The organism is Arthrobacter sp. yr096 (genome assembly GCF_900108925.1).
Classification (GTDB): domain Bacteria; phylum Actinomycetota; class Actinomycetes; order Actinomycetales; family Micrococcaceae; genus Arthrobacter.
Genome location: NZ_FNYI01000007.1, coordinates 12151 through 34564, shown reverse-complemented (window position 1 = coordinate 34564; position 22414 = coordinate 12151). Strand labels below are relative to the sequence as shown.

The following is a 22414-nucleotide window of genomic DNA, read 5'->3' as shown; positions in this document are numbered from 1 at the left end:
CGGGACGGTTCCACCGAAACCAGGAACCGTCCCGGGGATACCGCCACGATTCAAGACCCAAGATTCTGACTCGTATCGACTGTGCACTGGGAAGGCAGGAAACGTGACTGGTTCACCCGCGGCGCAGCACCAACTGGACCTGGTTCCCGATGCTCTGCTGGCTGGCAGGGCCGCAGATGGTGACACTGCCGCTTTCGAGGCCTTGGCCAGGCGCCACGGCCCCCTGATGCGGGCCACGGCCCGTCGGTTGACCGGCTCACTGGCCGACGCCGACGACGTCGTCCAGGAGACACTCGTCCAGGCCTGGAAACAACTGGACGGCTTGCGGGACCCGGCCGCGGTGAAGGGTTGGTTGCTTCGCATCGTTGGCAGCCGCAGCATCGACCATCTCCGGAAACGCCGCCACCACGCGGACCTTGGCACCGTGGAAAACGCAGTGGACCCCGACTCCCGGCCCAAGAACAAGGACCCGGAAACCAACGCCGTCAACAGCTCCCGGATTGAGGCCCTGAAGGCGGCGCTCGCCAAGCTTCCGGAGGAACAACGGCGCTGTTGGGTGCTCAAGGAGTTCAATGACCAAAGCTACGAGGAAATTGCGCTGACACTGAACATCAGCCCAGCCAGTGTCCGCGGCCGCCTGGCCCGGGCACGGATCACTCTTGCGCGCACCATGGAGGAATGGCGATGAACACCACCAGCGACACCCTCGAATGCGGCCACAGCCTCGCAGAGCTAAGCGCCTACCTGGACACCGGACAGATTGCCGATCCCGTCCACGTGGAAACATGCCCCGAATGCCAGGCAGGGTTGGCCTCGCTGCGCCACCTCTCAGAGCTGGGGAGAGAATTGCTCAGCTCAGACGTGGCGGATGCAGGCTCCGGCACTGACGACTGGATGCAGTCCATCCTGGACAACCTCCGGCTGGAGTTGCGGCCGGGACGCAGCATTCCCTTGCAGTCCGGCAACCCGCAGGACACCCTCTGGGAAACCGAGGGCTCCATCTCCGCACTCATCCGTTCCGTGGCCGATGCCCTGCCGGGAACAGCCGCCGGCAAGTGCCGCCTGCACGGCGATGTCACCACCCCCGGCGCCGACATCACCGTGGAAGTGGAGATAGCAGTGGTGTATGGACACCCCATGGAGGAACGTGCCGCCGTACTCCGCCAGGAGCTGGCAGAGACCCTGGCCGTCCAAACTGAACTGACCATTCAAGCCATCAACATCACTGTCACCGATGTGCTGGAGCCACCCCACCCAGCAAGCCCCGCAGATGCCACTACCGAGGAGCAGCCATGACCGAGCCGATGGACGTTGGGGCTGCAGCCCCCGCAAGTGCTTCCGGCGCCTTGGCAGACTTGGGCATCCTGGCCGAGCAGCTGCTCGGCGTAGTCCAGTCCGTGGAGGGTGTCAGTTCCGTCTACCCCGCCCAGCCGCTGTGGCAGTCCATCGCAGGTGCTGCGTTGTCCGTGGTCACCGGAGACACTCCCGCCCTGATCACCCTCACTGACGAGGCAGGAGTGCTGGCCGTGAAGACCAGGATCGCGGTGGGCACGTCCCGTCCGGCTCCAGCCGTGGCGCGTGAAGTAGCCGAAGCGGTGCGGCGGCACCTGCTCCCCCGGCCGGCCGCCGTCGACGTTTCGGTTGTAACGGTAGGCACGTAGAACGCCGCGGAAGCACAGGCACTCTGTTCTGGTTCATAATGAACAAACTGAACATAAGTGAACTTGATAGGCGGAGACCTGCATGCTGTCCGAGGATCGACAACAGCTCATCCTGAGGGAGCTTGCCCTGCATGGCTCACTCAATGCCGGTGAGTTCGCGGCCAAGCTGGGGACGTCGGGAATGACCATCCGGCGTGATCTCGCCGTGCTCGCTGAGCAGGGTTTGCTGGAGCGTGTGCATGGTGGCGCCGTGTCCTCCGGAGGCAAACCCGCGGGTCCTGCCGCCCAACAGTCCACGTCCTGGCGTCCAGGCGGGAGGCGGCCGCTGGCGACGATCGGGATGATCGTACCGTCGGCGTCGTACTATTTTCCGGGCGTGATCCGCGGCGCGGAGGCCGCCGCCCAGGAAGCAGGCGTGCGCTTGGTCCTGGGCGTTTCCAACTACTCGGGAGCTGAAGAGCGGCGTCAGGTGCGGCGGCTGTACGAACACGGCGTGGACGGCATCCTCATCACGCCCAGCGAGCAATCATTGGCCGGTACGGAGACGCTGGACCTGCTCGCCGAAGCCGACGTGCCCGTGGTGGTGGTGGAACGGTCAATCGACGACGCCCTGGACCGCGGCCGGTTGGAATCTGTGCGCAGCGACCACGTGCGCGGCTCCGAGATCGCGGTGAACCATCTCCTGGCCCTGGGGCACCAAAGGATCGCCATCTGCCTGCGGGAGAACAGCCCCACCGCGCCGCAACTCATCGATGGTTTCCATCTGGCCATGCAGCGCGCCGGGCATTCCCGCGACGACTCGATGGTCCGTGCCATGTCCCGGGCACAGAACGATCCCCAGGCTCACCGCGTGCTGGTGGATGCAATCCTGGACTGGTGCGCAGAGTCGCAGGTGACAGCCGCCATTGTCCACACCGATGAGGACGCGCTCCAATTTGTAAGTGCCTGCCAGGAGCGGCGGCTCCGCGTGCCTGAGGACTTCGCGATCGTCTCCTATGACGACGAGATCGCGGCCCTGGGGGCCGTTCCGCTCACCGCAGTGGCACCGCCAAAATACGACGTCGGACATCAGGCTTTGGTGATGTGCCTGAACCGGATCGGGGGAAGGCGCGGGAGCACCTCAGCGCTGCAGCGGGTCAACCTGTCCCCCGCGCTGGTGATCAGGGAATCGACGCAGGTATAGCTCCCGCACTTGTTTACTTCTGTTCACTTTGTTGATGATGTTCATTTTTGTGGATTTCATGGTGCCTAGCCCACACCACGAACTTCGCATCGTGAACTTCAAAGGAGAACAGAATGAAGCGTCGCCAGCTTCTGCTTGGAGCAGTCAGCCTCATGGCCAGTGCTGCCCTCATCACCGGCTGTGGCAGCACCCAGGCTGCCGCACCAAATCCCACCCCCGCCGAAGACCCCTCCGGCACCATCACCTTCTGGTCATCCATGGCAGGCATGGACAAGGTGGCCGAGGCGTTCAACGCCAGCCAGAGCAAGATCAAGGTCACCTTCGAAACCATCCCCAACGGCGGCGCAGGCGGCTATGCCAAGCTCTCCACCGCCATCACGGCAGGCAATGGCCCGGATGTTGCCACCATCGAGTACCCGCAGTTGCCCCAGTTCGTCTCCAACGGACAACTCCAGCCCCTGGATGGCTACATCAACAAGGCAGAGACCGTGGACAGGCTCACGGACCAGACCAAAGCCTTGGTGCAGTTCGGCGATGCAACCTACGCACTCCCCTACGATGCTGCCCCCATGATCATGTGGTACCGCAAGGACATGCTGGACAAAGCCGGCGTAGGTGTTCCCAAGACCTGGCAGGACTTCGAGGAGGCCGGCAAGAAGCTGAAGGCCGTTGCCCCGGAGGCTCACCTTGCAAGCTTCAACCCGAATGAAGCCGCACTGACTGCAGCCCTGTCCTGGCAGGCCGGCGCCACGTGGTTCGGCACAGAAGGCGACAGCTGGAAGGTGGGCGTCAATGACGAAGCTACGCAAAAGGTAGCCAACTACTGGCAGAAGCTGATTGACCAGAAGATCGTCAAGGTCCAGCAATCCTTCAGCGACGAGTGGTCCGCGGACCTGGCCAGTGGCGCCGTCGTGGGTGTTCTTGGTGCCAACTGGAGCGCAACCGGCATCCAGAAGCGTACGGAAGCCAGCGGCCAGAAGGGCCAGTGGATTGCAGCCGAGGTTCCCAACTGGGGCTCACCCGCTGACGCTTTCTACGGCGGCTCCAGCTTCAACATCACCAAGAGCAGCAAGAACCCTGCCGCCGCTGCCAAGTTCATCGAGTTCCTCGCCACCAGCCAGGATGCCATCAAGGCCCGCGGCAACACCGGTTCTGCCTTCCTGGCCTTCCCGGGCCTGACGCCGGTGGCACAGAAGGCGTTCGATTCCAGCTACTTCGGCAACGACATCTATTCCGTCTTTGATAAGGCCTACGCCTCGATCACCCCGGGCTGGCAGTGGGGTCCCAACTGGGACATCACCAACACTGCGCTCAAGGACGCCTACGGCAAGCTGACCAGCGGCGGCAAGGTCCTGGAAGCTGTTGACACGGCCCAGAGCGCCACGGTGGCCGGACTCAAGCAGAACGGCCTCTCCGTCAAGGAGTAGGCCCGCACGGTGGGGCGGCTATCGCGACTGCGGAGCCGCCCTGCCAGCGAGGAGATTAATCATGCTCACCCAGGCATCCACAAAGCCGTCCACCGCCGTCCAGTCCGCCACCCGGGCCCCTCGTAGACCCCGCGCAATATCGGGAACCGGTGGCCGCACCGCCGCACTGTTCCTCACCCCGTTCTTCACAATTTTCGCCCTCGCCATGGTTGCGCCCGTCGTCTATGCGATGGTGCTGAGCTTCTTCGCACAGCAAAAGTCCGGATTGGGCTTCGGCGAAGCCAAGACGTCGTTTGTGGGCTTGGAGAACTACCTGCAGGTCCTCCAGTCCGAGACCTTCGTAGGCGGTATTGGCCGCCTGGCGTTGTACTGCCTGCTCTACATCCCCTGCATGGTGGGCGGTGCCCTGGCGTTTGCCCTGTTGCTGGATGCCGCCGTGACCCGTGCACGGAAACTCTTCCAACTCCTGGTCTTCCTTCCCCACGCTGTGCCCGGCGTGATCGCGGCGCTGATCTGGGCCTACCTCTACACCCCGGGGGTCAGCCCGATCGTCTCAGTCCTGCAGACCGGCGGGATCTCGCTGAACTTCCTGGACAACCAGATGATCCTGCCATCCATCGTCAACATCGCCGTATGGGAGTGGACCGGCTACAACGTGATCATCCTGTTCACCGCTTTGCAGGCCGTTCCCCGGGAAATCCTGGAAGCAGCCCGCGTGGACGGTGCCGGAGAAATCCGCGCGGCCGTCAGCATCAAGTTTCCGCTGATCCTTCCGGCGTTGAGCGTCATCATGCTCTTCACCATCATCGGAACCCTGCAGCTGTTCACGGAACCATCCATCATCTCCAAGGCCACGGCATCCGTCACCAGCACATGGGTTCCCAACCTCTGGGCTTATGACGCGGCCTTCATCCGCCACAACCTCAACCAGGCCGCAGCTGCCTCCATCATCATCGCGCTCATGGCCGCAGTACTGTCCTGGGCCGTGACCCGCTTCAGCTCAAGGAACAAAGCATGAGCACCTCCACGATGTCCCGCGCAAGTACTTCGGCCCCGGCACTGCCGCCCAGGCGTCGCCGCTCCGCTGCCCGTGCCGGCGGCTTTGGCAGCACCTTCACGGTGAACGCCCTGCTGATCCTGGGCTGCGCTTACATGGTCCTTCCCGTGGTTTGGCTGTTCTTCGCCTCCACCAAGAACACCGCGGACCTCTACGGAACACCCGCCTATGCCTTGGGAGAGCCGGCGTTCTTGGACAACGTCATGGCGGTCCTGAACCAAGACGGTGGAGTGTTCCTCCAGTGGATGGCCAACTCCATGTTCTACGCGGCATTCGGCGCGGTGCTGGGAGGGCTGATCTCCGTCATGGCCGGCTATGCGTTCGACAAATTCCAGTTCCGCGGCAAGGATTCCTTCTTTGGCATCGTCCTGGTGGGCGTCCTGATTCCCAACACGGCCACGGTCCTTCCGATGTACCTGTTGGCCTCGGTGTTCGGCATCACCAATACCATGTGGGCCGTCCTCATCCCGGTCCTGTGCAATCCCTTCGGCGTCTACCTGGCCAGGGTTTACTCGGCCGCTTACGTTCCCGCCGAGACCCTGGAGGCAGCCCGCGTGGACGGCGCGGGACCCATCCGGTCCTTCTTCTCCCTGGGCCTGCCCATGATGATGCCCGGCTACATCACCATCGCCCTGTTCCAGTTCGTAGGGGTGTGGAACAACTTCATGCTCCCGCTGGTGATGCTCCAGGACCAGAAGTTGCTCCCCGTCAGCGTCGGCATCTCCATCTGGCAGGGCTACTCGGTTCCGCAGCCCGAATTCACCCCCATGGTCATCACAGGCTCGCTCCTGTCCATCATTCCGTTGCTGGTGGCCTTCATCATGCTGCAGCGCTTCTGGAAATCCGGCCTCACGGCAGGGAGCGTCAAATGAGGTTGAACGTTGCGTTGGCCATGCCGGCCCACACGGCGCGGGCCGTGTTTCCTCCGCGGAGCCTCGATCCGTTGGAGCCCGCATTGAAGCTCCTGGGCCGGGAACCCATCCAGGACTTTCACGCCCCGGAAAGCCGGGCAATCCTTGAACAGGCAGACGTCCTCCTCACCGGTTGGGGCTGCCCGATGATCGACGATGCCGTCCTGGACGCTGCCCCGCGCCTGCGATACGTCCTGCATGCAGCAGGCAGCGTGAAGCACCACATCGGGGACGCCTGTTGGGAACGCGGCATCCAGGTCAGCTCAGCCGCGGACGCCAACGCCATCCCCGTGGCCGAGTACACGGTGGCCATGATCGTCCTGGCGAACAAGCGTGTCCTCCAGATCGCCCGTGCGCTGCACACCACCCGCACCGACGTCCTCGCTGAGCAGCTCTTCCCGGACATGGGCAATTACCGCAAGCGCGTAGGCATCATCGGGGCGTCAAAGATCGGCCGGCACGTTATCCGGCTGCTCGCTCCATATGATCTGGACGTCGTGGTCTCGGACCCGTACCTGTCCCCCGGGGAAGCCCGGGCCCTGGGCGTCGGGCTAACGTCCCTGGACCAACTGGTGGCAAGCAGCCACATCGTCAGCCTCCACGCGCCGTCGTTGCCCTCCACCAAGAACCTCATCGACGCCGGGCTGATCGAACGGATGCAGCCGGGCGCCACCTTCATCAACACGGCCCGCGGTGAGCTGGTGGACCAGGATGCCCTCCTGGCACGGGTGGAACAGGGCGATCTCTACGCCATCCTGGACGTGACAACGCCTTGGGTGCTGCCCGCCGAATCCCGTTTCTACACCCACCCCAACGTGCTGCTCACGCCGCATGTGGCAGGGTCCCTGGGCAACGAACTGGAGCGTATGGCAGCCAGCGCCGTGGAGGAGGCCCTCCGGGTGTCCCGGGGGGAAGGGTTGCGGTTCCCGGTGACGGTTGAAGACCTGGCGTTCACGGCTTAGGCAGCCGGCTGCGGCCTTGAGGACGCACGACGGCGACCTCCCGCCGTCGTGCGTTTGTCACGGTGGGGTGCGTGCCGGCTCGGCTTCATCCGCGTCCTGAAGCCAGGCTATGGCTTCGTCCTCGGAGACGAAGAAACGGGTGGGGCACGGCGGCTCCTGAACGGCCAGCTGGTACTGCGCGAGCATGCGGTCCACGGGGTTGTTTCCCAGCAACGCGATCCTGGACGCCGCGCAGGGCTCCAGGAAAACTTCGCGGGCTGCGTGGCTGAGGTGGCCGGCATCGGCCATCGTCACCAGCAGGGGGTAGCGGCGGCCGTCGGCGATGTTGTTCACAGCGTCCACCGCGGCCCGGGCATTGTGGGCTTCGATGCGGACTCCGGGTTTCCAGGCCAACCACATGACGCCGGAGGACTGAAAGCGGATGTCGTAATCGCCGGCGTCCGTCTGAGCCATGGAACCATCTCCCTTTCCGGTGGATCGCCCGATTGCCCGTGCGCCTCGAACTGACTCCACCCTGCACCTGCCGACGATCATACGGTCTCATCCGAAACGAGTGATTTTTGCTGTCCGGTCATCCCGCGGAAGGGGAGTCTGCGCTTTCGTGGTCCTTTTCTTCCGCGGCCGTCTGCGCATAGGATGCCGAAACCCTGCGGTACACCGGGGTGAGGAAGGCGATCAGGGCCACGGCAATCATCATGAGACCCGCCACCAGGAACACCACGGCAATCCCGCGGGAGATTCCCTCACCCAGCAGGGGCTCAAGCTGTGCAGCGCCTTCGGATGAGCGGGCGTAGGGAATGATCCAGAACTGCGCGATCGGTGCAATGAGGAACGCTGTGATGGGCGCTGCCGCGGATTCGAACGCCATGGCGAAGCCGAACACCCGCCCTTGCCGGGGCAACGGGACCACCTTTTGGATGACGGTTTGCTCGGCTGCTTCCACCACGGGCACCAGGGCCATATAGATCCAGATGCCCACGATGTACAGCCACGCCCATTCGCGCAGCGTGAAGACCGCGCCGATGAGACCCATGAACCCGACGGCGATCAGCATGGTCCGCAGCGGGTTGGAACCCAGTCCGAATTTGCCGATCAGTGCGCCGCCCAGGATGAATCCCGTTGCGCCCACGGCAAACACCGTTCCCCAGATTTCCACCGAGAACATTTCCAGCCCGTAAGGGTCCATCAACGCCATGTAGACGCCGCCGATGAAGTTATTGAACGTGGAGAACAGGATCAGGGCGAACAGTCCGGAAATCGCCATGACAGCGGCCCAGGAGCCGCGCAGGTCGAAGCCACCCTGCGCGTCGGACGCGGCAGCCCGCACTTCCTCCGGCAGGCGGAGCGTGAGCAGGTGCGCGAAGGCCAAGGCGGTAAGAACCAGGGCCACTACCACCGTCCAGCCCATGCCCAGCAGGCCCACAGACAACCCGGACAGGACCGAGGTGACAATGAACATGAGCCCCTGCACCATCCCCACCAGTCCGTTGGCGTTGGCCCGCTTGTCAGGCTCGATCAGGATGGTGACCGTGGTGGACAGGGCGATGTTCCGCATGTTCTCCACCACTGCACCGATCAGGATGATCATGGTGAAAATCCAAAACCATGGCTGGGTCAGGTCGAGTAAAGCGTCTTCCGGAGTCAGCAGGAACATGACGCCGGACAGGATGAACATCACCAGGGTGAAACAGGCCGCAAAGCGCATCACCGCCAGTTTGCGGTAGCGGTCCACGAAGGTGCCGAAGCTGATGCTGGAAAGGGCGATCAAGAGCATGTACGCTCCACCGATCACCCCGGTGGCAATGACATTGCGGGTCTCCAGGTACACCCAGAAAGTCAAGGCGAACCATAAATAGCTGGTGGTGATGTTGGCCAGGGCGGTATTCACCAGGATCCCGGCAAAGGTGCGGGATCGCTGCGCCGGAGTGCGCACAGACATGTCGATTGCGTCGGAAGCCGCGGCCATGGCCGGTTCCTGCTCGGTCATGGGTCCCAGTAAACCACCGCTCCCAAGCTCCCGGTAGTATCGGCAGGGAATCCTAAAGACGCTTGGGGGAATTGTTCAATGACGCGTGCACAAGGGCAGCTCGCTTTTACCGACGACGTGAGCCGGGACCTGGAACTGCAGGAGTACGGCCTGGACCCGGCAGCGGATTCCACTCTCCTGCCCAATGCGGCGGTGATGAGCGCGCTGCAGAACCTGGTGCGGCTGGCCACGGAGCTCTGCGGTGCCCCCTTTGGCGTGGTCAACATCATCAGCGCGGAATACCAGCACCAGATCGGGGCCTGGGGTGTAGACCCCGGCATCTGCTCGCGCGAGGATTCAATGTGCGCCAAGGTGTTCCTGTCCCGCGAGCGGACAGTGGTGGCAGATGCATCCCAGGACCCCCGTTTTGCGGATAACCCCTTTGTCACGGGCGAAATAGGCAACGTCCGCTTTTATGCCTCCGTGCCGTTGCAAACAGAATCCGGCTTTGTCCCTGGGACCTTGTGCGTTTTCTCCGACCAGACAAAGGAGCTGCGCCCCGAACAGGTCAGCATGCTGGAGGTCCTGGCCAAACAAGTGGTGGAGTTGCTGGAACTGCAGCACCGGACCGTCCAACTGGACCGCACCTATGCCGAGCTGAAGGACTCCAACGCCAAACTCGCCGGGTTCGCCGGACGCGTCAGCCATGATCTGCGGATTCCCCTGACCACCATCCTTGGCTATGTGGAACTGGTGGAAGACGATCCGGACATGGAGCCCCAGAGCACGGCTGCGCGGTATCTGGACCGCATCGGGACCAGCGGACGGCGGATGCTTGGCATGCTGGAAGACGTCCTCAGCTACTCGCGCGTGGGAGGCGGGATCCAGGCAGGGCAGGTCTCACTGCGCAGTGTTGCAGAAGAGGTTATCCGCGACCTCGGCATTGAGGACCAGGGCATCGTTGAGGTTGAGGATCTGACGGTCCACGCGGACCGCGGGCAGTTGCGCATCCTCTTGCAGAACCTGGTGTCCAACGCCATAAATTACCGGAGCCGTGAGCGAACCCTGCACGTCAGGATCAGGGGCATCTCCAACTATCACGGCGCAACGGTCTACGTCGAGGACAACGGCAAGGGCATTAAGCCAGAGGACCGCGCCAAGTGCCTGGAACCCCTGGTCCGACTGCGCCGGGAAGGTGACGGTCCGGGCACCGGACTTGGTCTGGCCACGTGCAGCAACATCGCCAAGGCCCACGGCGGCGATCTCACGCTGGCTGAAACGCCCGGCGGCGGAACCACGGTTGCGATTAGTTTTCCCGCCGGCTCCTAGCCTCAGCGGCGGGAGAGGTAACGCACGACGCCGGCAGCCCGCCGTCGTGCGTTACTGCATGTCGTGCGTTGCTTGAGAGGGTCCGGCCTACTTGTCGGCGCCCTTCCCGTGGCTCTTTTCGTCCCCTTTGCCGCTCTTGCCGGCGCTCTTTTTGACTGCGTTTTCCATGCCTGTTTCCGCCGCCGGAACTGGAGCCGGCTCCTGAACCACGGTGGCGGGCCCGGGCTCCTGCACAATGACTGCCTCGGCGGGCACTGCTTCCGTGGGTACCGGTACCGCAGGGTCACTGGGCACTGCCGGGATGGGCTGCGGCTCAGCCTGCGAGACGCCGGAATCGGCGGGCAGGGATGTATCCGTGGTGTTGCCGGCAGGAGCAAACCCTTGGAAAGCGATCAGCGCTGCGATGGGTATGGTCACGGCAGCAGCGGCAAGACCCTGGACTGTCCTGGGCCGGCGCTTGCCAAAGTCCACCAGCCCGGATACCGCCACCTGTTTTCTGGTGGGGGTGCGGAGCGGCAGCCGTGACGGCACGGGAGGGAGCACCGCGGTCCTTCGTCCCGACTGGATTCCTTCCTGGGTGAGCGCTTGCTCCACCTCCTGCGCTTTCGGGCGGTTTCCGGGATCCATGTCCGTCATGGCTTCCAGGAGCGAACGCAGCGGAGCGGGCAGTTCCAAGGGGACCTGCGGTGCCCGGTGCAGTCGGGCAGACGCCGTTTCCATGGGCGTTCCCGGATACTCGGCCCTGCCGGTGAGGCACTCCAGGAGCACCAGTCCCAGCGAGTAGATATCACTGGCGGGAGTCAGGCTGAGGCCTTGGGCTTGCTCAGGACTGAGGTATTGGGCGGTTCCCACGGTGAAGCCTGTTGCGGTGAGGCGGCTGTCCTTCATGACCAGGGCAACACCGAAGTCAGCCAGCTTCACGGACTGGGCCAGGCCGTCGTCGTCGGAGACAAGAATGTTGGCAGGCTTGATGTCGCGGTGGATGACTCCGTGCCCGTGCACCTGGGACAACGCACCGGCAACAGCAACGCCGATCCTTGCCACCTCGGGCACCGTGAGCGGCCCCTCTGCGAGCACTGCGCGCAGATCGCGTCCGTCAGCGCGTTCCATCACCAGGTAGGCGCGCTCTTCATCGTTCCGGGTATCCACCCCGGCGTCAAAGGCCGCCACCAGCCCGGGGTGGTCAAACGCGGCCAGAAGCCTCATTTCGGTTTCCTGGCGAGCCCGGAATGAGTCATCACCCGAGCCGGGGAGGAAGATTTTTATGGCCACCTCACGGCCCAGCAGAAGGTCGGTAGCCTGGTACACAGCGGACATGGCGCCCCTGCCCAGGATGGCTCCCAAGAGGTAGCGGCCGTCCAGTGTGTCGTCGATGGAATCCGGGACACGGGAGTCCACAGCTTCGTCATTGTTGCCCACGAATTGTCACGTCCTTCAGGCCCACCTGGGTGTCACGCAACCGCTGTCCGCGGATACCAGGCAATGCCGTCAATCTAACTTTCACGATAGCCGCGTGACCGCCTGCTTCAGCCCTCACGGCTTGGGCAACCCTGCCCAAACAGCATCATCCGGTTTCACCAGATACTCATCAGGATACTTATTAAAGCGGCGGAAGGACAATGCGGGGAGCCGGTGACCCCGCAGGCTATCCGGCTCCCTGCCGGTCCACGGCTGCGCGCAGCCCGCCCCCCGGAAGGCCAAGTGCCCACTCTGCTACGTCGGTGACGAACCGCTGGAAAGCCTCAAAATCGAAGGAACCCAGGTTGTTGACGTAGGAGCCCACGCCGTCGATCGCCACCCAGATCCGGATGCAGGCCGCGAAGGGGTCGTCCACAGCAAAGTCACCCGAGGCCACGCCGTCCTCGATGAGGGCCGTAAGCCGGGTCCGGTCCAGGTGCTCCTGCGCCAGCAGCGCCTCCGCCAAGGCCGGGGTGAACCGGCAGAGATGCCGGGCGTTGAGCCAGAGCCGCGTCAGCTCAAAGGCTCCCCTCCCTTCAATGCGCGAAATCAGGTGGGCCATGCGCTCCAGCGGCGTCCCGGCGTCGGGAAACAGTTCTTCCCGCTCCTCCGAAACGGCGCGGATGAACGCCGCGATCACCAGATCCTCCGCCGCCGGGTAGTAGTGGCTGATCAACCCTGGGCGCACGCCAAGGCGGTCAGCGACGGCCCGGAGCGTGATCCGCTCAAGACCCTCGGTCAGCGCGATAGACGCGGCCTCCGCCAGGATCTCGGCCCGGCGCTCGTCAGGTAATTTTCGGACGCGTTGGGATGCGGGGCTTGACACCATGCCCATCAGTCTATTGGATTAGTGACCAATAGCACGTTGGTCGCATGACCAATAGTGCCCACAGGTCGGTTTCCCAACGTTGCGGAGCTGACCTTGCCCGAGAGGAACAGCGTTGTCCCAGCCCCATATGACCGATGCGGTCAGTTATCCAGAACCACTTGCCCACCCCGAAAAACGGGGCATCGAACTCATCGGCGCCTCTGAACGGCACGGCCGCGCCCGCGACCTTTTCCCCGTCTGGGCAGCCCCGAACGTCAGCGTCCTGAACTTCACTGTGGGCGCCTCCCTGATCCTGCTGGGCCTGGAACTGTGGCAGGCCTTCCTGGTGATCATCGCCGGAAGCCTGCCGTGGATCCTTACCGGCATTGTGGCCACCAGCGGCCCGGCGGCGGGAACGTCCGGCTCCGTGATCACCCGGGCAATCTACGGAATCCGAGGCAACAGGGTAATTGTGGCGTTCTTCGGCTGGTTCATCTCCGCTGTTTTCCTGGCCCTCAACTGGCTGGCCTCCTCCTTCATGGGCGCCGAACTCCTGGCACAGCTCGGCTTCACGGATCCCGTCCTGGCGCCAGTGCTGGTCACAATCGTCGTGGCTGCCATCACCGTGCTCGTGGCAGTGTTCGGCCACAGCCTGATCCTGCGAAGCTACCCGGTGGTGGCCTCGGTGCTGCTGGTGATCTTCCTGCTTGTCACCGCGTTCATCCTGCCCCACGTCCAGTGGGGCTATGCGGCCCCGGCACCCCTGGACGGTGCGCCGTTGTGGTCAGCCATAACCATCGGTTTCGCCATCCTCGCCTCAACACCCCTGTCCTACACCAACAGCCCGGACCTGGCCCGCTACCTCCCGGAGTCCACCAAGTCCTCCCGCATCGTTGCGGCCACGGCCTTGGGCGGCGCCCTGCCCTGCATGCTCTTCACCTCCGTGGGAGCATTGCTGGCCACCGGAATTGACGCAGCCGCCATGGACCTTGGCATCGAGTCGGCGCTGCTGGCCCTGCTCCCCGCATGGCTCGGCCCCATCTTCGTGGTGGGCGTCATCATCAACACCATCTCGCTCAACGGCATGACCACCTACACCGCCAGCATGGCGTTCCAGTCCATCGGCGTGCCCATCCGCCGCATCCCTTCCGCCGTGGTGGTTGGCGCAATCGGAACCGCGCTCACCATCTACCTGGTGATGTCCACCAGCCTGCTGGACGCCGTGAACCTGATGCTGCAACTGCTGGTTCTTATCTCCGGCCCCACCATGGCCATCTTCGCCACCGACGTCATCATTCGCCGCAACCGCTACAACGGACGCGAACTTTTTGATGAGCGGCCCGGCAGCCCTTTCTGGTACTCCGGCGGCTGGCATCTTCCTGGATTGCTGGCCGTCATTCTCGGCGCAGCCGTGGCATCGCTGTTCCTCAGCAACAGCGCCTTTACCGGACCCATCGCGGCGGCCATGGGCTCACTGGATCTTTCCGTGCCGGTCTCCATGGTGGTCACCGCCTCCGTGTATGTAGCGCTGACACGGTGGTCCCCGGCCCGACGCAACACCACATCCAACCACGTAGGAGCCAACGCATGACCACCACTGGAAACCATCCTTCCCGCTACCCCGGTGCCGTGGGCCAGCCAACACTGGACACCTGGCAGGATGGCCCGCATAACCGCTGGACCTTCGCGCACCTGGGCGAAGTGGTTCCGACGGCCACCATCAACCGCCGCTTCCCGGCCGCGCCGGCTGGGGCTACCGAGCAGCTGGCGGCCGTGGAACTGCCGGATCTGATGCAGCGCCTGGAGGACACGTATACCGATGCATTCCTGGTACTGCATCACCACAAGGTCATCGCGGAGTATTACCGGCCCGGATTCGCTCCGGATGACCGCCATTTGGTCATGAGCATTTCCAAGTCCATGTGCGGCCTGGTGGTGGGGGCTCTGGTGGACTCCGGCCACATCGTCACATCTGCCCGCGTGGTTGACTACGTACCAGAGCTCGCAGGATCGGCGTATGGCGGAGCAACGGTGCAGCACGTGCTGGACATGGCCGTCCACCTTGACTACAGCGAAGACTACGTGGATCCCGCTTCCGAGGTTCAAACGCACGACCGCTCTGCCGGTTGGCGCACCCGCAAGGACGGCGACCCCGGGGACACGTATGCCTTCCTCACCACGCTCACGGGCAACGGCACAGTGGGCACGTTCCAGTACTGCTCCGCCAACACCGACGTCCTGGCATGGATCATTGAGCGGGTTACGGGCCTGCGCTACTCGGATGCGCTGTCCAAATACCTGTGGTCAAAGCTCGACGCGGACCGGGACGCCACCATCACAGTGGACGCCGCGGGCTTCGGCTTCGCGAACGGCGGGGTCTCCTGCACTGCCCACGACCTCGCGCGGGTGGGCCAGTTAATGCTCGACGGCGGCAAAGGTCCAGGCGGCAGGGTGGTGTCCGAGGGGTGGGTCAGCAGCATCCTCGCCGGCGGCAGCCAGGACGCCATGAAGGATTCCTCCTTCACTGATCTCCACCCGGGCGGGTCCTACACCCGGCAGTGGTGGTGCACGGGAAACGAGCGCGGCAACGTGACGGGCGTCGGAATCTACGGCCAGTACCTCTGGCTCGACCCCCTGACGGAGACTGTGATCGTGAAGCTCTCCACGTGGCCAGGACCGGACAGCGGTCACCTCCACGCACTTCAAAACCAGTTGCTCGTAGACGTCAGCCGCGCCCTGGACAGCCACTCTCTGGACAGCGACTCACTGAAAGCGCCAAACACCATGGAATCAAAGGAAAACGCAGCGTGACCACCCAGCTCTACACCAATGGCCGCATCTTCACCTCCGATACCCGCCGCTGGGCAGAAGCCCTGCTGGTGCAGGATGAACGGATCCTTTACGTCGGTGATGCGCACACTGCGGCGCGGCTGAGCCCGGACGCGCCAGTCACGGACCTCGGGGGCCGGCTGGTACTGCCCGGATTCGTGGACGGTCACGCGCATGTGATCGGCACCGGCGAAGCGCTGGGACAGGTCAGCCTGTGGGGTGCCAAGTCCGTGGAGGAGATCCAGCAGCGCATCAAGACCCGCGACACCGAGGATCCTGGCACCGACAGGATCCTGGCCACAGGGTGGCTGCATGGAGTCATTCCCGGCGGCGTCCCGGAAGCTGCGATGCTCGACGCCGTGGTGCCCGGCAAACCCGTTTATGCCTTCGCCTATGATTTCCACTCCGTGTGGGTCAACACCGCCGCACTGGCTGAGCTCGGGATCGATGACCACACCCCCAATCCGCACGGCGGCACCATCAAGCGCGATTCCCAGGGGCACGCCACGGGCTACATTGACGAGAATGCGTTCTACGATCTGGTGCTCCCTTTCCTCGATTCCCAGGTGGACGGGAACCAGCACGGAGCCAGCATCGCCGCAGTCCAGCAGGCCTACCGCGAAACCGGAGTCACCACTGCATGCGACATGGGCTTCAACGAGACCGATCTTGCGGCCTTCAAGCGGGCTGATAAGGACGGGTCGCTAACGAGCCGGCTCATCGCTTACTGGCGGGTGAACAGCACCGGCTCCGCGGAGAACAACATTGCCCAGGTCCAGCGGGCAGCCGAGCTGGCCGTCGAGCATCAGTCGCCGTTCCTGCGCGTGGTGGGCATCAAGATCATCATTGATGGCACCATCGACGGGTGCACGGCCACCTTGGGGATGCCGTATGCCGATGGCTCGAATGCCGAACCGATCTGGAGTCTCGAAGAGCTCGCGCCTGTTGTGGCTGCGGCTGATGCTGCCGGGTTGAAGGTGGCGATGCACGCCATCGGCGATGAGTCCGTGCGGATCGCGATCGCCGCCGTGGAACACGCTGTGGCGGTGAACGGCCCCCGCGAACGCCGTCACCGGATTGAACACCTTGAGTTGGTGGACAGGGCCGACGTCGATCGCCTCGCCGCACTGGGGATCACCGCGAGCATGCAGCCCGTCCACGCAGATCCCGCAATCAGTGAAAACTGGGCGGCCAAATTGGGGGACCATCGAGTGGAGCGTGGATTCGCTTGGCCGTGGATCCGGGAGGCGGGCGCTTGCCTTGCGTTTGGCACGGACTCGCCCACGTCCCCCCACGCTCCGCTGCCCAACATGTACGTGGCCACCACGCGCGCTTCTGCCCTGGATGCTGCTGCCGGAACCAACGTCCCGGACTTCGCCCTGCCCCTGGCCGCATCCATTGAGCACGCGACGCGCGATTCGGCGTGGACCTGCGGCGCTGAGCATGACATCGGCCGCCTGGCCGCTGGTTTGTTTGCGGACTTCGTGGTTCTGGACACCGACGTTTTCGCCGGCAGCGCAGCCGCCCTGCTGGAGGCAAAGGTTGTCCGGACCGTGGTGGGCGGGCGGACGGTGCACACGAAGAAGTAACGGGCACGGAAAGGACCTGCCGCGGGCCGATCCAGCGCACCCGCTGCTCCGAATCACCGTCAGAGGTGAGGAGCAGCGGGTCATCATGGACGTTCAGCAGCAAACAGGACCGGTACGGGTAACGGACACCTGGCGCATCACCGTGCCAACGGAGCTGGGCCCGTGCACTGTCCGGATCCAGGACGGCGCAGGTCCGGAGTCAGGAACCGCAGACGTGTACCTCCATGGAGCGGCCGGGTCCTGGACCACCTTCCTGCCGTTGATGTCGCGCGCTCCGGAGAACGATCGCATCCTGATCGACTTGCCGGGTTGGGGAGATTCCACCCAGGCCGCCCGCTTGGAGGGTGCCACCATCGAGGCCATGGCGAGTGCCGTCGTCGAGGTTTTGACGGTCCTCGGGCACCGCCGTTGGAACATCGTGGGCCACTCCATGGGCGGCTTTCTGGCGCTGCATATTGCGGCGGCGTGGCCTGCGCAAACAGCCAGTGTCGCCACGATTTCGGCCACCACCTTTGGAGTGACGGATTCGATCCGGCACCCGTGGCGCGGGCTGTTCCTGCTCCCGTTTTTCGTGTTCATGCTGCTGCTCATGCGCTCCACGGCACCGTTCGGAAAAACCGGAACGGCACTGATCCGTGGAGTAGGGAAAACGCCCATCATGCGGCTGCTCCTGGGGCCGCTGTTCGCGAACCCGGCGGCCATACCGGAGAGGGTGATCCGCAGGCTGGCGCAAGAGGCCCGCCCCGCAAGCTTCGGCGCCGCCGCGCGGGCTGCCGCACTGTACAACGCCGGCCAGTGGCGCAGCATTTGCTGCCCGGTGCTGGCGATCCGCGGCGACCGGGACGTTTTCACACCGCAGTCCGACCTTGAGCAGCTGGCGGCGCTTTGCACGCATGTCCGCACGGTCACGGTGCCGCGGTGCGGGCATTTCGCAACAGTGGAGCAGCCTGACACCGTCCAGCGATTGTTGACCGACCTGCGGCAACGCTGAACGCCCGACGGCGACCTCCCGCCGTCGGGCGGTGTGGCTGCGTAACGCAAGGGTCCTACGTGACGCACGGAACTGCGGTCCGGCACGGCCTCAGGGCAGAATGGAAGGCATGACCCTTACAACCTTTGCCCTCGTCCGCCATGGCCAAACCGATTGGAACGCGGAGCGCCGGTTGCAGGGGTCCACGGATATTCCGCTGAACGACGTCGGTCGCGGCCAGGCGCGCGACGCCGTCGCCGTGCTCGCGGACCGCCAGTGGGATGCTGTGGTGTCCTCGCCGCTGGGCCGTGCAGCGGAGACGGCCCAGATCATTGCGGAAGGGCTGGGCCTCACGGTGTCCCGGTTGGTCCCCGAGCTCACCGAACGCAGCTTTGGACCGGCCGAGGGATTGCAGGCCGGCCCCGAGTTGGAGGCACTCCGCATTCCGGGTGGTTTCCGCGGAGGCGAGAGCGATGACGACGCCGCCAGCCGCGGCCTGGGTGCGCTCGAAGAGCTCGCCCAGGAGTTCGCTGGCAAGCGCGTACTGGTGGTCGCGCACGGCACGCTGATTCGCCTGACACTCAACCGCGCAATCGGACGCACCCTGGACAGCGTCCAGAACGCGGCCCTCAACCTGGCCCACCACGATGCTTCGGACGGTTGGCAGCTTGAGTACTTCAACGGCGAGCGCGTCACCGCCGATGCCGGGGTTTAGCCAGCTACTTGGCGTCCAGGCGCGCCTTCAGCTGCTCCGCGTAGTCGCCGTAGGCTGCGGCAATCTCTTCAAGATCCACCGTCTGCGGGAAGTCGATGACGGGCTGGTGTTCCGCCAAGTAGGTGGTGGTTTCCTCCACGATGCGTAGCTCGTCGATGCCGCCCAGCCCAACCTCGGCAAGAAATTCGGGGTTGGTGTGGACCAGGGATTCGCCGGTCTGCCCGTCGGCTGCCCAGCGCACCAAGTACTCGTTCTGATTAACCAGTTCAATGTCGAATGACTTCTCCATGGCAGCAGCCTACGCCGTCAGGAGACCGGTGATGACTCGTTCCGGGCGCCGATCAGCTCCAGCAGGGTCTGCTCTTTGATACCCAGGAGTGTGGCCGCCAGGCTGCCCATCAAATCCAGCACGTACCCGCTGGCGGCACTGCCGGCCAACACATCCATCACCAGCCCGTCCTCCTGCGCAACCAGGGTTCGGGCAATCTTGGCGGGGTCCAGAACGGGCGAAAACTCGCCGGAGAGTGTTCCGGCGTCGATGATTTCCCGGTACACGCGTTCCTGGGCGTGGGTAAGTTCCTCCTGGATCCGGCGCTGCCCGGCGTCACGCAGCATGTGGGGCCAGTACTCGTAGAGAATGCGGGAGACGTCGTCGTCCAGTCCGGCGGTGGTTCCGGCGCTGATCACCGCGGCGAGCCGTGCTGTGGGGCCCATGTCTGGTTCAACAGCCTCGGCGAGCTTTTCCAGGAACCTGTTCGAAGATGCGTGCACGGCTGCGGCGATGATCTCTGCATGGCTGCCGAAGTAGTAGAGCACAGCGTTGGCGGCCATGCCTGCCTCTGCGGCGATGGCCCGGAGGGTGGCTCCCTCAGCGCCGTCGCGTGCGGCCACAGCCTGGGCGGCGGCCACAATTTCCTGGCGCCGGATTTCCTTCTTGTCGACCCTGACCACTGCGGCTCCCCCGTGAACTCCTGAAGATTTCTGTTGACATTGACTCTAGACGGGTATTGAATGGCATTCAAATTTGAATGTGATTCAAATTACTGATTCAACGAGGAGTCTCCATGTCACAACCCCCATCCCCGCCCATGCTCGCCAAAGATCCAACACCCAAGGACCCAACCTCCAAAGGCCTCAAGGCCGGTTCCATCGGAATCGGACCCACCGTTGCCCTGGGCCTGGCCGCCGTCGCCCCCGCCTACAGCTTGGCCGTCACGCTGGGCTTTGTGGTCCTGGCTGTTGGCGCAAGCACTCCGGCGGCCTTTCTCCTGGGATTCGTTCCGATCCTGTTCACCGCCCTGGCTTTCCGGGACCTCAACAAGGAAATGCCGGACTGCGGCGGTGTTTTCGTCTGGATCACCCGCGTTTTCGGGCCGGCAGCCGGCTGGTTCCTCGGCGGCTGGGTTCCCCAGATGGCAACGTTCATAGCCAGCGCTGCACTGGCCCAAGTGGCCACCACTTATCTGCTCAATTTCCTGGGCTTGGCGTGGATCGCAGCAGAGCCAATCGCCGTGGCCGCGATAGCGTGCGGGCTGATTGCCCTCAGTGCGTGGATCGCAGCGAGGGGCATCGAGCTGTCAGCCTGGGTCCAGTACGCGCTGATTGCCTTGCAGTTGGTGGCTCTGGGAGGCTTCTGCGTGGCGGCGTTCACCGCGATGGCCACTGGCACCTCTGCTGGAACGGCAGAAGGTGGCGCAGAACAACCAAGCCTGGACTGGTTCAATCCCTTCGCGTCGGGCGACATGTCCGGACTCGTGTCCGGCGTCATCCTTTGCCTGTTCATCTACTGGGGCTGGGATGCCCTGATAGCCGTCAATGAGGAAACCACAGACCGCAAAGGAACCCCCGGGAAGGCTGTGGTCATCACAACGGTCATCCTGCTGTTCTTCTATGTCGTCACAGCCACTGCGGCCGTCGGATTCGCCGGAACCGCAGGGATCACCAATCCGGACACCGTCTCGGACGTCCTCTCCGTCCTCGGCCCCCAAGCGACCGGCGAGGTGTTTGGTCAGGTCATCATGCTGGCAGTGGGCCTCTCCGCGCTGGCAGCCCTGATGACCGTGGCCGTCAGCACCCCACGGACCTGGCTCAGCATGGGTACATACGGCGCCCTTCACCGGGCCACCACCACCATGCACTCCAAACGCGGAACCCCCACCATTTCCATCATCTGGTGGGCGGTTATCACCATGGCAATAACCCTGGGGCTGACGGCCGTCAGCGCCGACTTCATCGGGCTGGCCATCCTGTCCGTGGGACTGATGATCGCGGCCTACTACGCAGCCACCGCCCTGGCCTCGGTGGTGTACTTCGCACCGCAGATGCGCGGCTCCGCATCAACCCTGGTCTTGAAGGGCATCCTTCCCGGCCTCGGCGCACTCCTGATGATCGGAGCGTTCGCGTACAGCGCCGTGGACATGCTCTCCCCTGACTACGCCGGCCTTTCCTGGTTGGGCATCGGCTCCGTGTTCTGGATTGGCATCGGCGCACTGGCCCTTGGGCTGATGGTCACCGCGATCCTGAAGCCCAGGCTCCGCCGTTTCTTCTCCGGCGAAGCCATTCCCCGGGGAAACGTCACCACCCGCCACCATCTTCCAGCAATTCTCAGCAACGAAACCGAGGCATAAATGCGCATCCTGTCCATCGCAGCAATCCAGACCAACCCCGTCCCCGGCGATCTTGAAGCAACCTGGGCACGGTTCGAGGCCCAAGCCGAGTCGGCCAAGAAGCTCGGGCCCGACGTTGACGTCATCGTGGTTCCGGAACTGCTGCTGTCCGCACCCGGCGAGTTCCTGATACCGGACCCGGAAGGGGAAACACGCTCTGCCGCGCCCATCCCCAGCCCGCTCACCGACCGGATTTCCGCCCTGGCCCGCAGGTTGAACGTGTGGCTCGTGCCCGGCTCATTGCTGGAAACAGACAACGGCAACACCTACAACACGGCCATCGCAGTCTCACCGCAAGGCGAGATTGTGGCCCGCTACAGGAAGCTCTTCCCGTGGCGTCCTTTCGAAACCACCACCCCCGGGGATTCGTTCGTCACGTTCGATATCCCCGGCTGCGGACGCATTGGCCTGGCCATCTGCTTCGACGGCAGCTTCCCCGAGGTTGCCAGGCAGTTGGCATGGCTGGGAGCCGAAGTCATTATCCAACCCACGCTCACCACCACCCGCGACAGGGCCATGGAGATCGTCATGTCCCAGGCCAATGCCTTTGCCAACCAGGTGTATGTGGTGAATGTGAACGGTGCTGCCCCAGCCGGCGTGGGCGAAAGCGTGATCGTGGACCCCGAGGGCACCATCATGCAGCACGCACAGGGCGGGGAAGAGGTGCTCTTCGCCGTGCTGGATCTGGACCGGGTCACCCAGCTGCGCCGCTACGGAACCCACGGCATCAACCGCCCTTGGGCCCAACTCCGGGACCAGGAGGGCCTGTTGTCCTTCCCGATGTTCGGTGGCACCCACTTCCAGTCACCGGAGTGGAGTGATTCCAGCACCGCGGGCCATCGCAGCGGAATTGCCTCCGCATAAGCGGCACCGCCCTTAACGA

General features: G+C 64.1%; 22 protein-coding genes. 16 read left to right on the top strand and 6 right to left on the bottom strand.

The window, feature by feature from the left end:
• The first annotated feature begins 103 nt into the window (after nt 1-103).
• From BMY91_RS17305 to BMY91_RS17270, 8 genes are all read left to right on the top strand, one after another.
• Nucleotides 104-688 (top strand): RNA polymerase sigma factor, encoded by a 585-nt coding sequence (locus tag BMY91_RS17305; RefSeq protein ID WP_090824165.1) that lies wholly within the window; start codon nt 104-106, stop codon nt 686-688.
• On the top strand, nt 685-1296 hold the full coding sequence (locus BMY91_RS17300) for an Asp23/Gls24 family envelope stress response protein (RefSeq protein ID WP_090824163.1): 612 nt from the start codon (nt 685-687) through the stop codon (nt 1294-1296). The genes BMY91_RS17305 and BMY91_RS17300 overlap by 4 nt, the downstream gene beginning before the upstream one ends.
• Nucleotides 1293-1661, top strand: coding sequence for a hypothetical protein (locus BMY91_RS17295; protein WP_256212806.1), 369 nt, complete (start codon nt 1293-1295; stop codon nt 1659-1661). The genes BMY91_RS17300 and BMY91_RS17295 overlap by 4 nt, the downstream gene beginning before the upstream one ends.
• A gap of 82 nt (nt 1662-1743) precedes the next feature.
• On the top strand, nt 1744-2844 hold the full coding sequence (locus BMY91_RS17290) for a substrate-binding domain-containing protein (RefSeq protein ID WP_090824161.1): 1101 nt from the start codon (nt 1744-1746) through the stop codon (nt 2842-2844).
• Nucleotides 2845-2957: 113 nt separating this feature from the next.
• Nucleotides 2958-4271, top strand: coding sequence for an ABC transporter substrate-binding protein (locus BMY91_RS17285; RefSeq protein WP_090824159.1), 1314 nt, complete (start codon nt 2958-2960; stop codon nt 4269-4271).
• A gap of 61 nt (nt 4272-4332) precedes the next feature.
• Entirely contained in the window at nt 4333-5289 is a 957-nt protein-coding gene (locus BMY91_RS17280) for a carbohydrate ABC transporter permease (RefSeq protein ID WP_090824157.1), read from the top strand.
• The gene (locus BMY91_RS17275; protein ID WP_090824153.1) at nt 5286-6200 is read left to right on the top strand and encodes a carbohydrate ABC transporter permease; all 915 of its coding nucleotides are present in this window, start codon (nt 5286-5288) and stop codon (nt 6198-6200) included. Before BMY91_RS17280 ends, BMY91_RS17275 begins: the two co-directional genes overlap by 4 nt.
• Nucleotides 6197-7201: a hydroxyacid dehydrogenase gene (locus tag BMY91_RS17270; RefSeq protein ID WP_090824151.1), complete on the top strand. Its 1005-nt coding sequence runs from the start codon at nt 6197-6199 to the stop codon at nt 7199-7201. Before BMY91_RS17275 ends, BMY91_RS17270 begins: the two co-directional genes overlap by 4 nt.
• A gap of 57 nt (nt 7202-7258) precedes the next feature.
• On the opposite strand, the gene BMY91_RS17265 is transcribed toward BMY91_RS17270, so the two are convergent.
• Both BMY91_RS17265 and BMY91_RS17260 read right to left on the bottom strand, forming a co-directional pair.
• Nucleotides 7259-7654 carry a DUF7793 family protein gene (locus BMY91_RS17265; protein WP_143054082.1) on the bottom strand — a complete coding sequence of 132 codons (396 nt, stop codon included), beginning with the start codon at nt 7652-7654 and terminating at the stop codon, nt 7259-7261.
• A gap of 118 nt (nt 7655-7772) precedes the next feature.
• The gene (locus BMY91_RS17260) at nt 7773-9188 is read right to left on the bottom strand and encodes an MFS transporter (protein WP_090824149.1); all 1416 of its coding nucleotides are present in this window, start codon (nt 9186-9188) and stop codon (nt 7773-7775) included.
• 78 nt (nt 9189-9266) lie between these two features.
• Here BMY91_RS17260 and BMY91_RS17255 point away from each other — a divergent pair, with 78 nt between their 5' ends.
• Complete coding sequence (locus tag BMY91_RS17255; RefSeq protein WP_090824147.1) at nt 9267-10496, top strand: GAF domain-containing sensor histidine kinase; 1230 nt, start codon at nt 9267-9269, stop codon at nt 10494-10496.
• A gap of 87 nt (nt 10497-10583) precedes the next feature.
• Here the strand turns inward: BMY91_RS17255 and BMY91_RS17250 are convergent, their stop codons facing one another.
• Both BMY91_RS17250 and BMY91_RS17245 read right to left on the bottom strand, forming a co-directional pair.
• On the bottom strand, nt 10584-11915 hold the full coding sequence (locus BMY91_RS17250; RefSeq protein WP_256212805.1) for a serine/threonine-protein kinase: 1332 nt from the start codon (nt 11913-11915) through the stop codon (nt 10584-10586).
• A gap of 226 nt (nt 11916-12141) precedes the next feature.
• Nucleotides 12142-12783, bottom strand: a complete 642-nt coding sequence (locus tag BMY91_RS17245; protein WP_090824145.1) for a TetR/AcrR family transcriptional regulator — start codon at nt 12781-12783, stop codon at nt 12142-12144.
• Between the two features lie 127 nt (nt 12784-12910).
• On the opposite strand from BMY91_RS17245, the gene BMY91_RS17240 reads away from it, so the two are divergent.
• The 5 genes from BMY91_RS17240 (at nt 12911) to BMY91_RS17220 (ending at nt 18865) form a co-directional block, all read left to right on the top strand.
• The gene (locus BMY91_RS17240; RefSeq protein WP_090824143.1) at nt 12911-14353 is read left to right on the top strand and encodes a purine-cytosine permease family protein; all 1443 of its coding nucleotides are present in this window, start codon (nt 12911-12913) and stop codon (nt 14351-14353) included.
• Nucleotides 14350-15573, top strand: a complete 1224-nt coding sequence (locus tag BMY91_RS17235) for a serine hydrolase domain-containing protein (RefSeq protein WP_090824140.1) — start codon at nt 14350-14352, stop codon at nt 15571-15573. The genes BMY91_RS17240 and BMY91_RS17235 overlap by 4 nt, the downstream gene beginning before the upstream one ends.
• Nucleotides 15570-17180 carry an amidohydrolase gene (locus tag BMY91_RS17230; RefSeq protein WP_090824138.1) on the top strand — a complete coding sequence of 537 codons (1611 nt, stop codon included), beginning with the start codon at nt 15570-15572 and terminating at the stop codon, nt 17178-17180. The genes BMY91_RS17235 and BMY91_RS17230 overlap by 4 nt, the downstream gene beginning before the upstream one ends.
• An 85-nt stretch (nt 17181-17265) precedes the next feature.
• Entirely contained in the window at nt 17266-18171 is a 906-nt protein-coding gene (locus tag BMY91_RS17225; RefSeq protein ID WP_090824137.1) for an alpha/beta fold hydrolase, read from the top strand.
• Between the two features lie 100 nt (nt 18172-18271).
• The gene (locus BMY91_RS17220; protein ID WP_090824135.1) at nt 18272-18865 is read left to right on the top strand and encodes a histidine phosphatase family protein; all 594 of its coding nucleotides are present in this window, start codon (nt 18272-18274) and stop codon (nt 18863-18865) included.
• A 4-nt stretch (nt 18866-18869) separates the two neighbouring features.
• Here the strand turns inward: BMY91_RS17220 and BMY91_RS17215 are convergent, their stop codons facing one another.
• Together BMY91_RS17215 and BMY91_RS17210 are read right to left on the bottom strand one after the other, a co-directional pair.
• Entirely contained in the window at nt 18870-19154 is a 285-nt protein-coding gene (locus BMY91_RS17215) for a hypothetical protein (protein WP_090824133.1), read from the bottom strand.
• A gap of 17 nt (nt 19155-19171) precedes the next feature.
• Nucleotides 19172-19816, bottom strand: a complete 645-nt coding sequence (locus BMY91_RS17210) for a TetR family transcriptional regulator (RefSeq protein ID WP_090824131.1) — start codon at nt 19814-19816, stop codon at nt 19172-19174.
• Between the two features lie 113 nt (nt 19817-19929).
• Between BMY91_RS17210 and BMY91_RS17205 the strand changes: the two genes are divergently transcribed.
• Together BMY91_RS17205 and BMY91_RS17200 are read left to right on the top strand one after the other, a co-directional pair.
• A complete protein-coding gene (locus BMY91_RS17205; protein WP_090824130.1) occupies nt 19930-21492 on the top strand; it encodes an APC family permease in 1563 nt (520 codons plus the stop codon).
• Entirely contained in the window at nt 21493-22395 is a 903-nt protein-coding gene (locus BMY91_RS17200) for a carbon-nitrogen hydrolase family protein (RefSeq protein WP_090824128.1), read from the top strand.
• The last annotated feature ends 19 nt before the right edge of the window (nt 22396-22414 follow it).

What these genes read in the sequence shown, in the direction of transcription:
- BMY91_RS17300 (WP_090824163.1), top strand. Translation starts at nt 685, where the DNA reads ATGAACACCACCAGCGACACCCTCGAATGCGGCCACAGCCTCGCAGAG.
- BMY91_RS17295 (WP_256212806.1), top strand. Translation starts at nt 1,293, where the DNA reads ATGACCGAGCCGATGGACGTTGGGGCTGCAGCCCCCGCAAGTGCTTCC.
- BMY91_RS17290 (WP_090824161.1), top strand. Translation starts at nt 1,744, where the DNA reads ATGCTGTCCGAGGATCGACAACAGCTCATCCTGAGGGAGCTTGCCCTG.
- BMY91_RS17285 (WP_090824159.1), top strand. Translation starts at nt 2,958, where the DNA reads ATGAAGCGTCGCCAGCTTCTGCTTGGAGCAGTCAGCCTCATGGCCAGT.
- BMY91_RS17280 (WP_090824157.1), top strand. Translation starts at nt 4,333, where the DNA reads ATGCTCACCCAGGCATCCACAAAGCCGTCCACCGCCGTCCAGTCCGCC.
- BMY91_RS17275 (WP_090824153.1), top strand. Translation starts at nt 5,286, where the DNA reads ATGAGCACCTCCACGATGTCCCGCGCAAGTACTTCGGCCCCGGCACTG.
- BMY91_RS17270 (WP_090824151.1), top strand. Translation starts at nt 6,197, where the DNA reads ATGAGGTTGAACGTTGCGTTGGCCATGCCGGCCCACACGGCGCGGGCC.
- BMY91_RS17265 (WP_143054082.1), bottom strand. Translation starts at nt 7,654, where the DNA reads ATGGCTCAGACGGACGCCGGCGATTACGACATCCGCTTTCAGTCCTCC.
- BMY91_RS17260 (WP_090824149.1), bottom strand. Translation starts at nt 9,188, where the DNA reads ATGACCGAGCAGGAACCGGCCATGGCCGCGGCTTCCGACGCAATCGAC.
- BMY91_RS17255 (WP_090824147.1), top strand. Translation starts at nt 9,267, where the DNA reads ATGACGCGTGCACAAGGGCAGCTCGCTTTTACCGACGACGTGAGCCGG.
- BMY91_RS17245 (WP_090824145.1), bottom strand. Translation starts at nt 12,783, where the DNA reads ATGGTGTCAAGCCCCGCATCCCAACGCGTCCGAAAATTACCTGACGAG.
- BMY91_RS17240 (WP_090824143.1), top strand. Translation starts at nt 12,911, where the DNA reads ATGACCGATGCGGTCAGTTATCCAGAACCACTTGCCCACCCCGAAAAA.
- BMY91_RS17235 (WP_090824140.1), top strand. Translation starts at nt 14,350, where the DNA reads ATGACCACCACTGGAAACCATCCTTCCCGCTACCCCGGTGCCGTGGGC.
- BMY91_RS17225 (WP_090824137.1), top strand. Translation starts at nt 17,266, where the DNA reads ATGGACGTTCAGCAGCAAACAGGACCGGTACGGGTAACGGACACCTGG.
- BMY91_RS17220 (WP_090824135.1), top strand. Translation starts at nt 18,272, where the DNA reads ATGGAAGGCATGACCCTTACAACCTTTGCCCTCGTCCGCCATGGCCAA.
- BMY91_RS17215 (WP_090824133.1), bottom strand. Translation starts at nt 19,154, where the DNA reads ATGGAGAAGTCATTCGACATTGAACTGGTTAATCAGAACGAGTACTTG.
- BMY91_RS17205 (WP_090824130.1), top strand. Translation starts at nt 19,930, where the DNA reads ATGTCACAACCCCCATCCCCGCCCATGCTCGCCAAAGATCCAACACCC.
- BMY91_RS17200 (WP_090824128.1), top strand. Translation starts at nt 21,493, where the DNA reads ATGCGCATCCTGTCCATCGCAGCAATCCAGACCAACCCCGTCCCCGGC.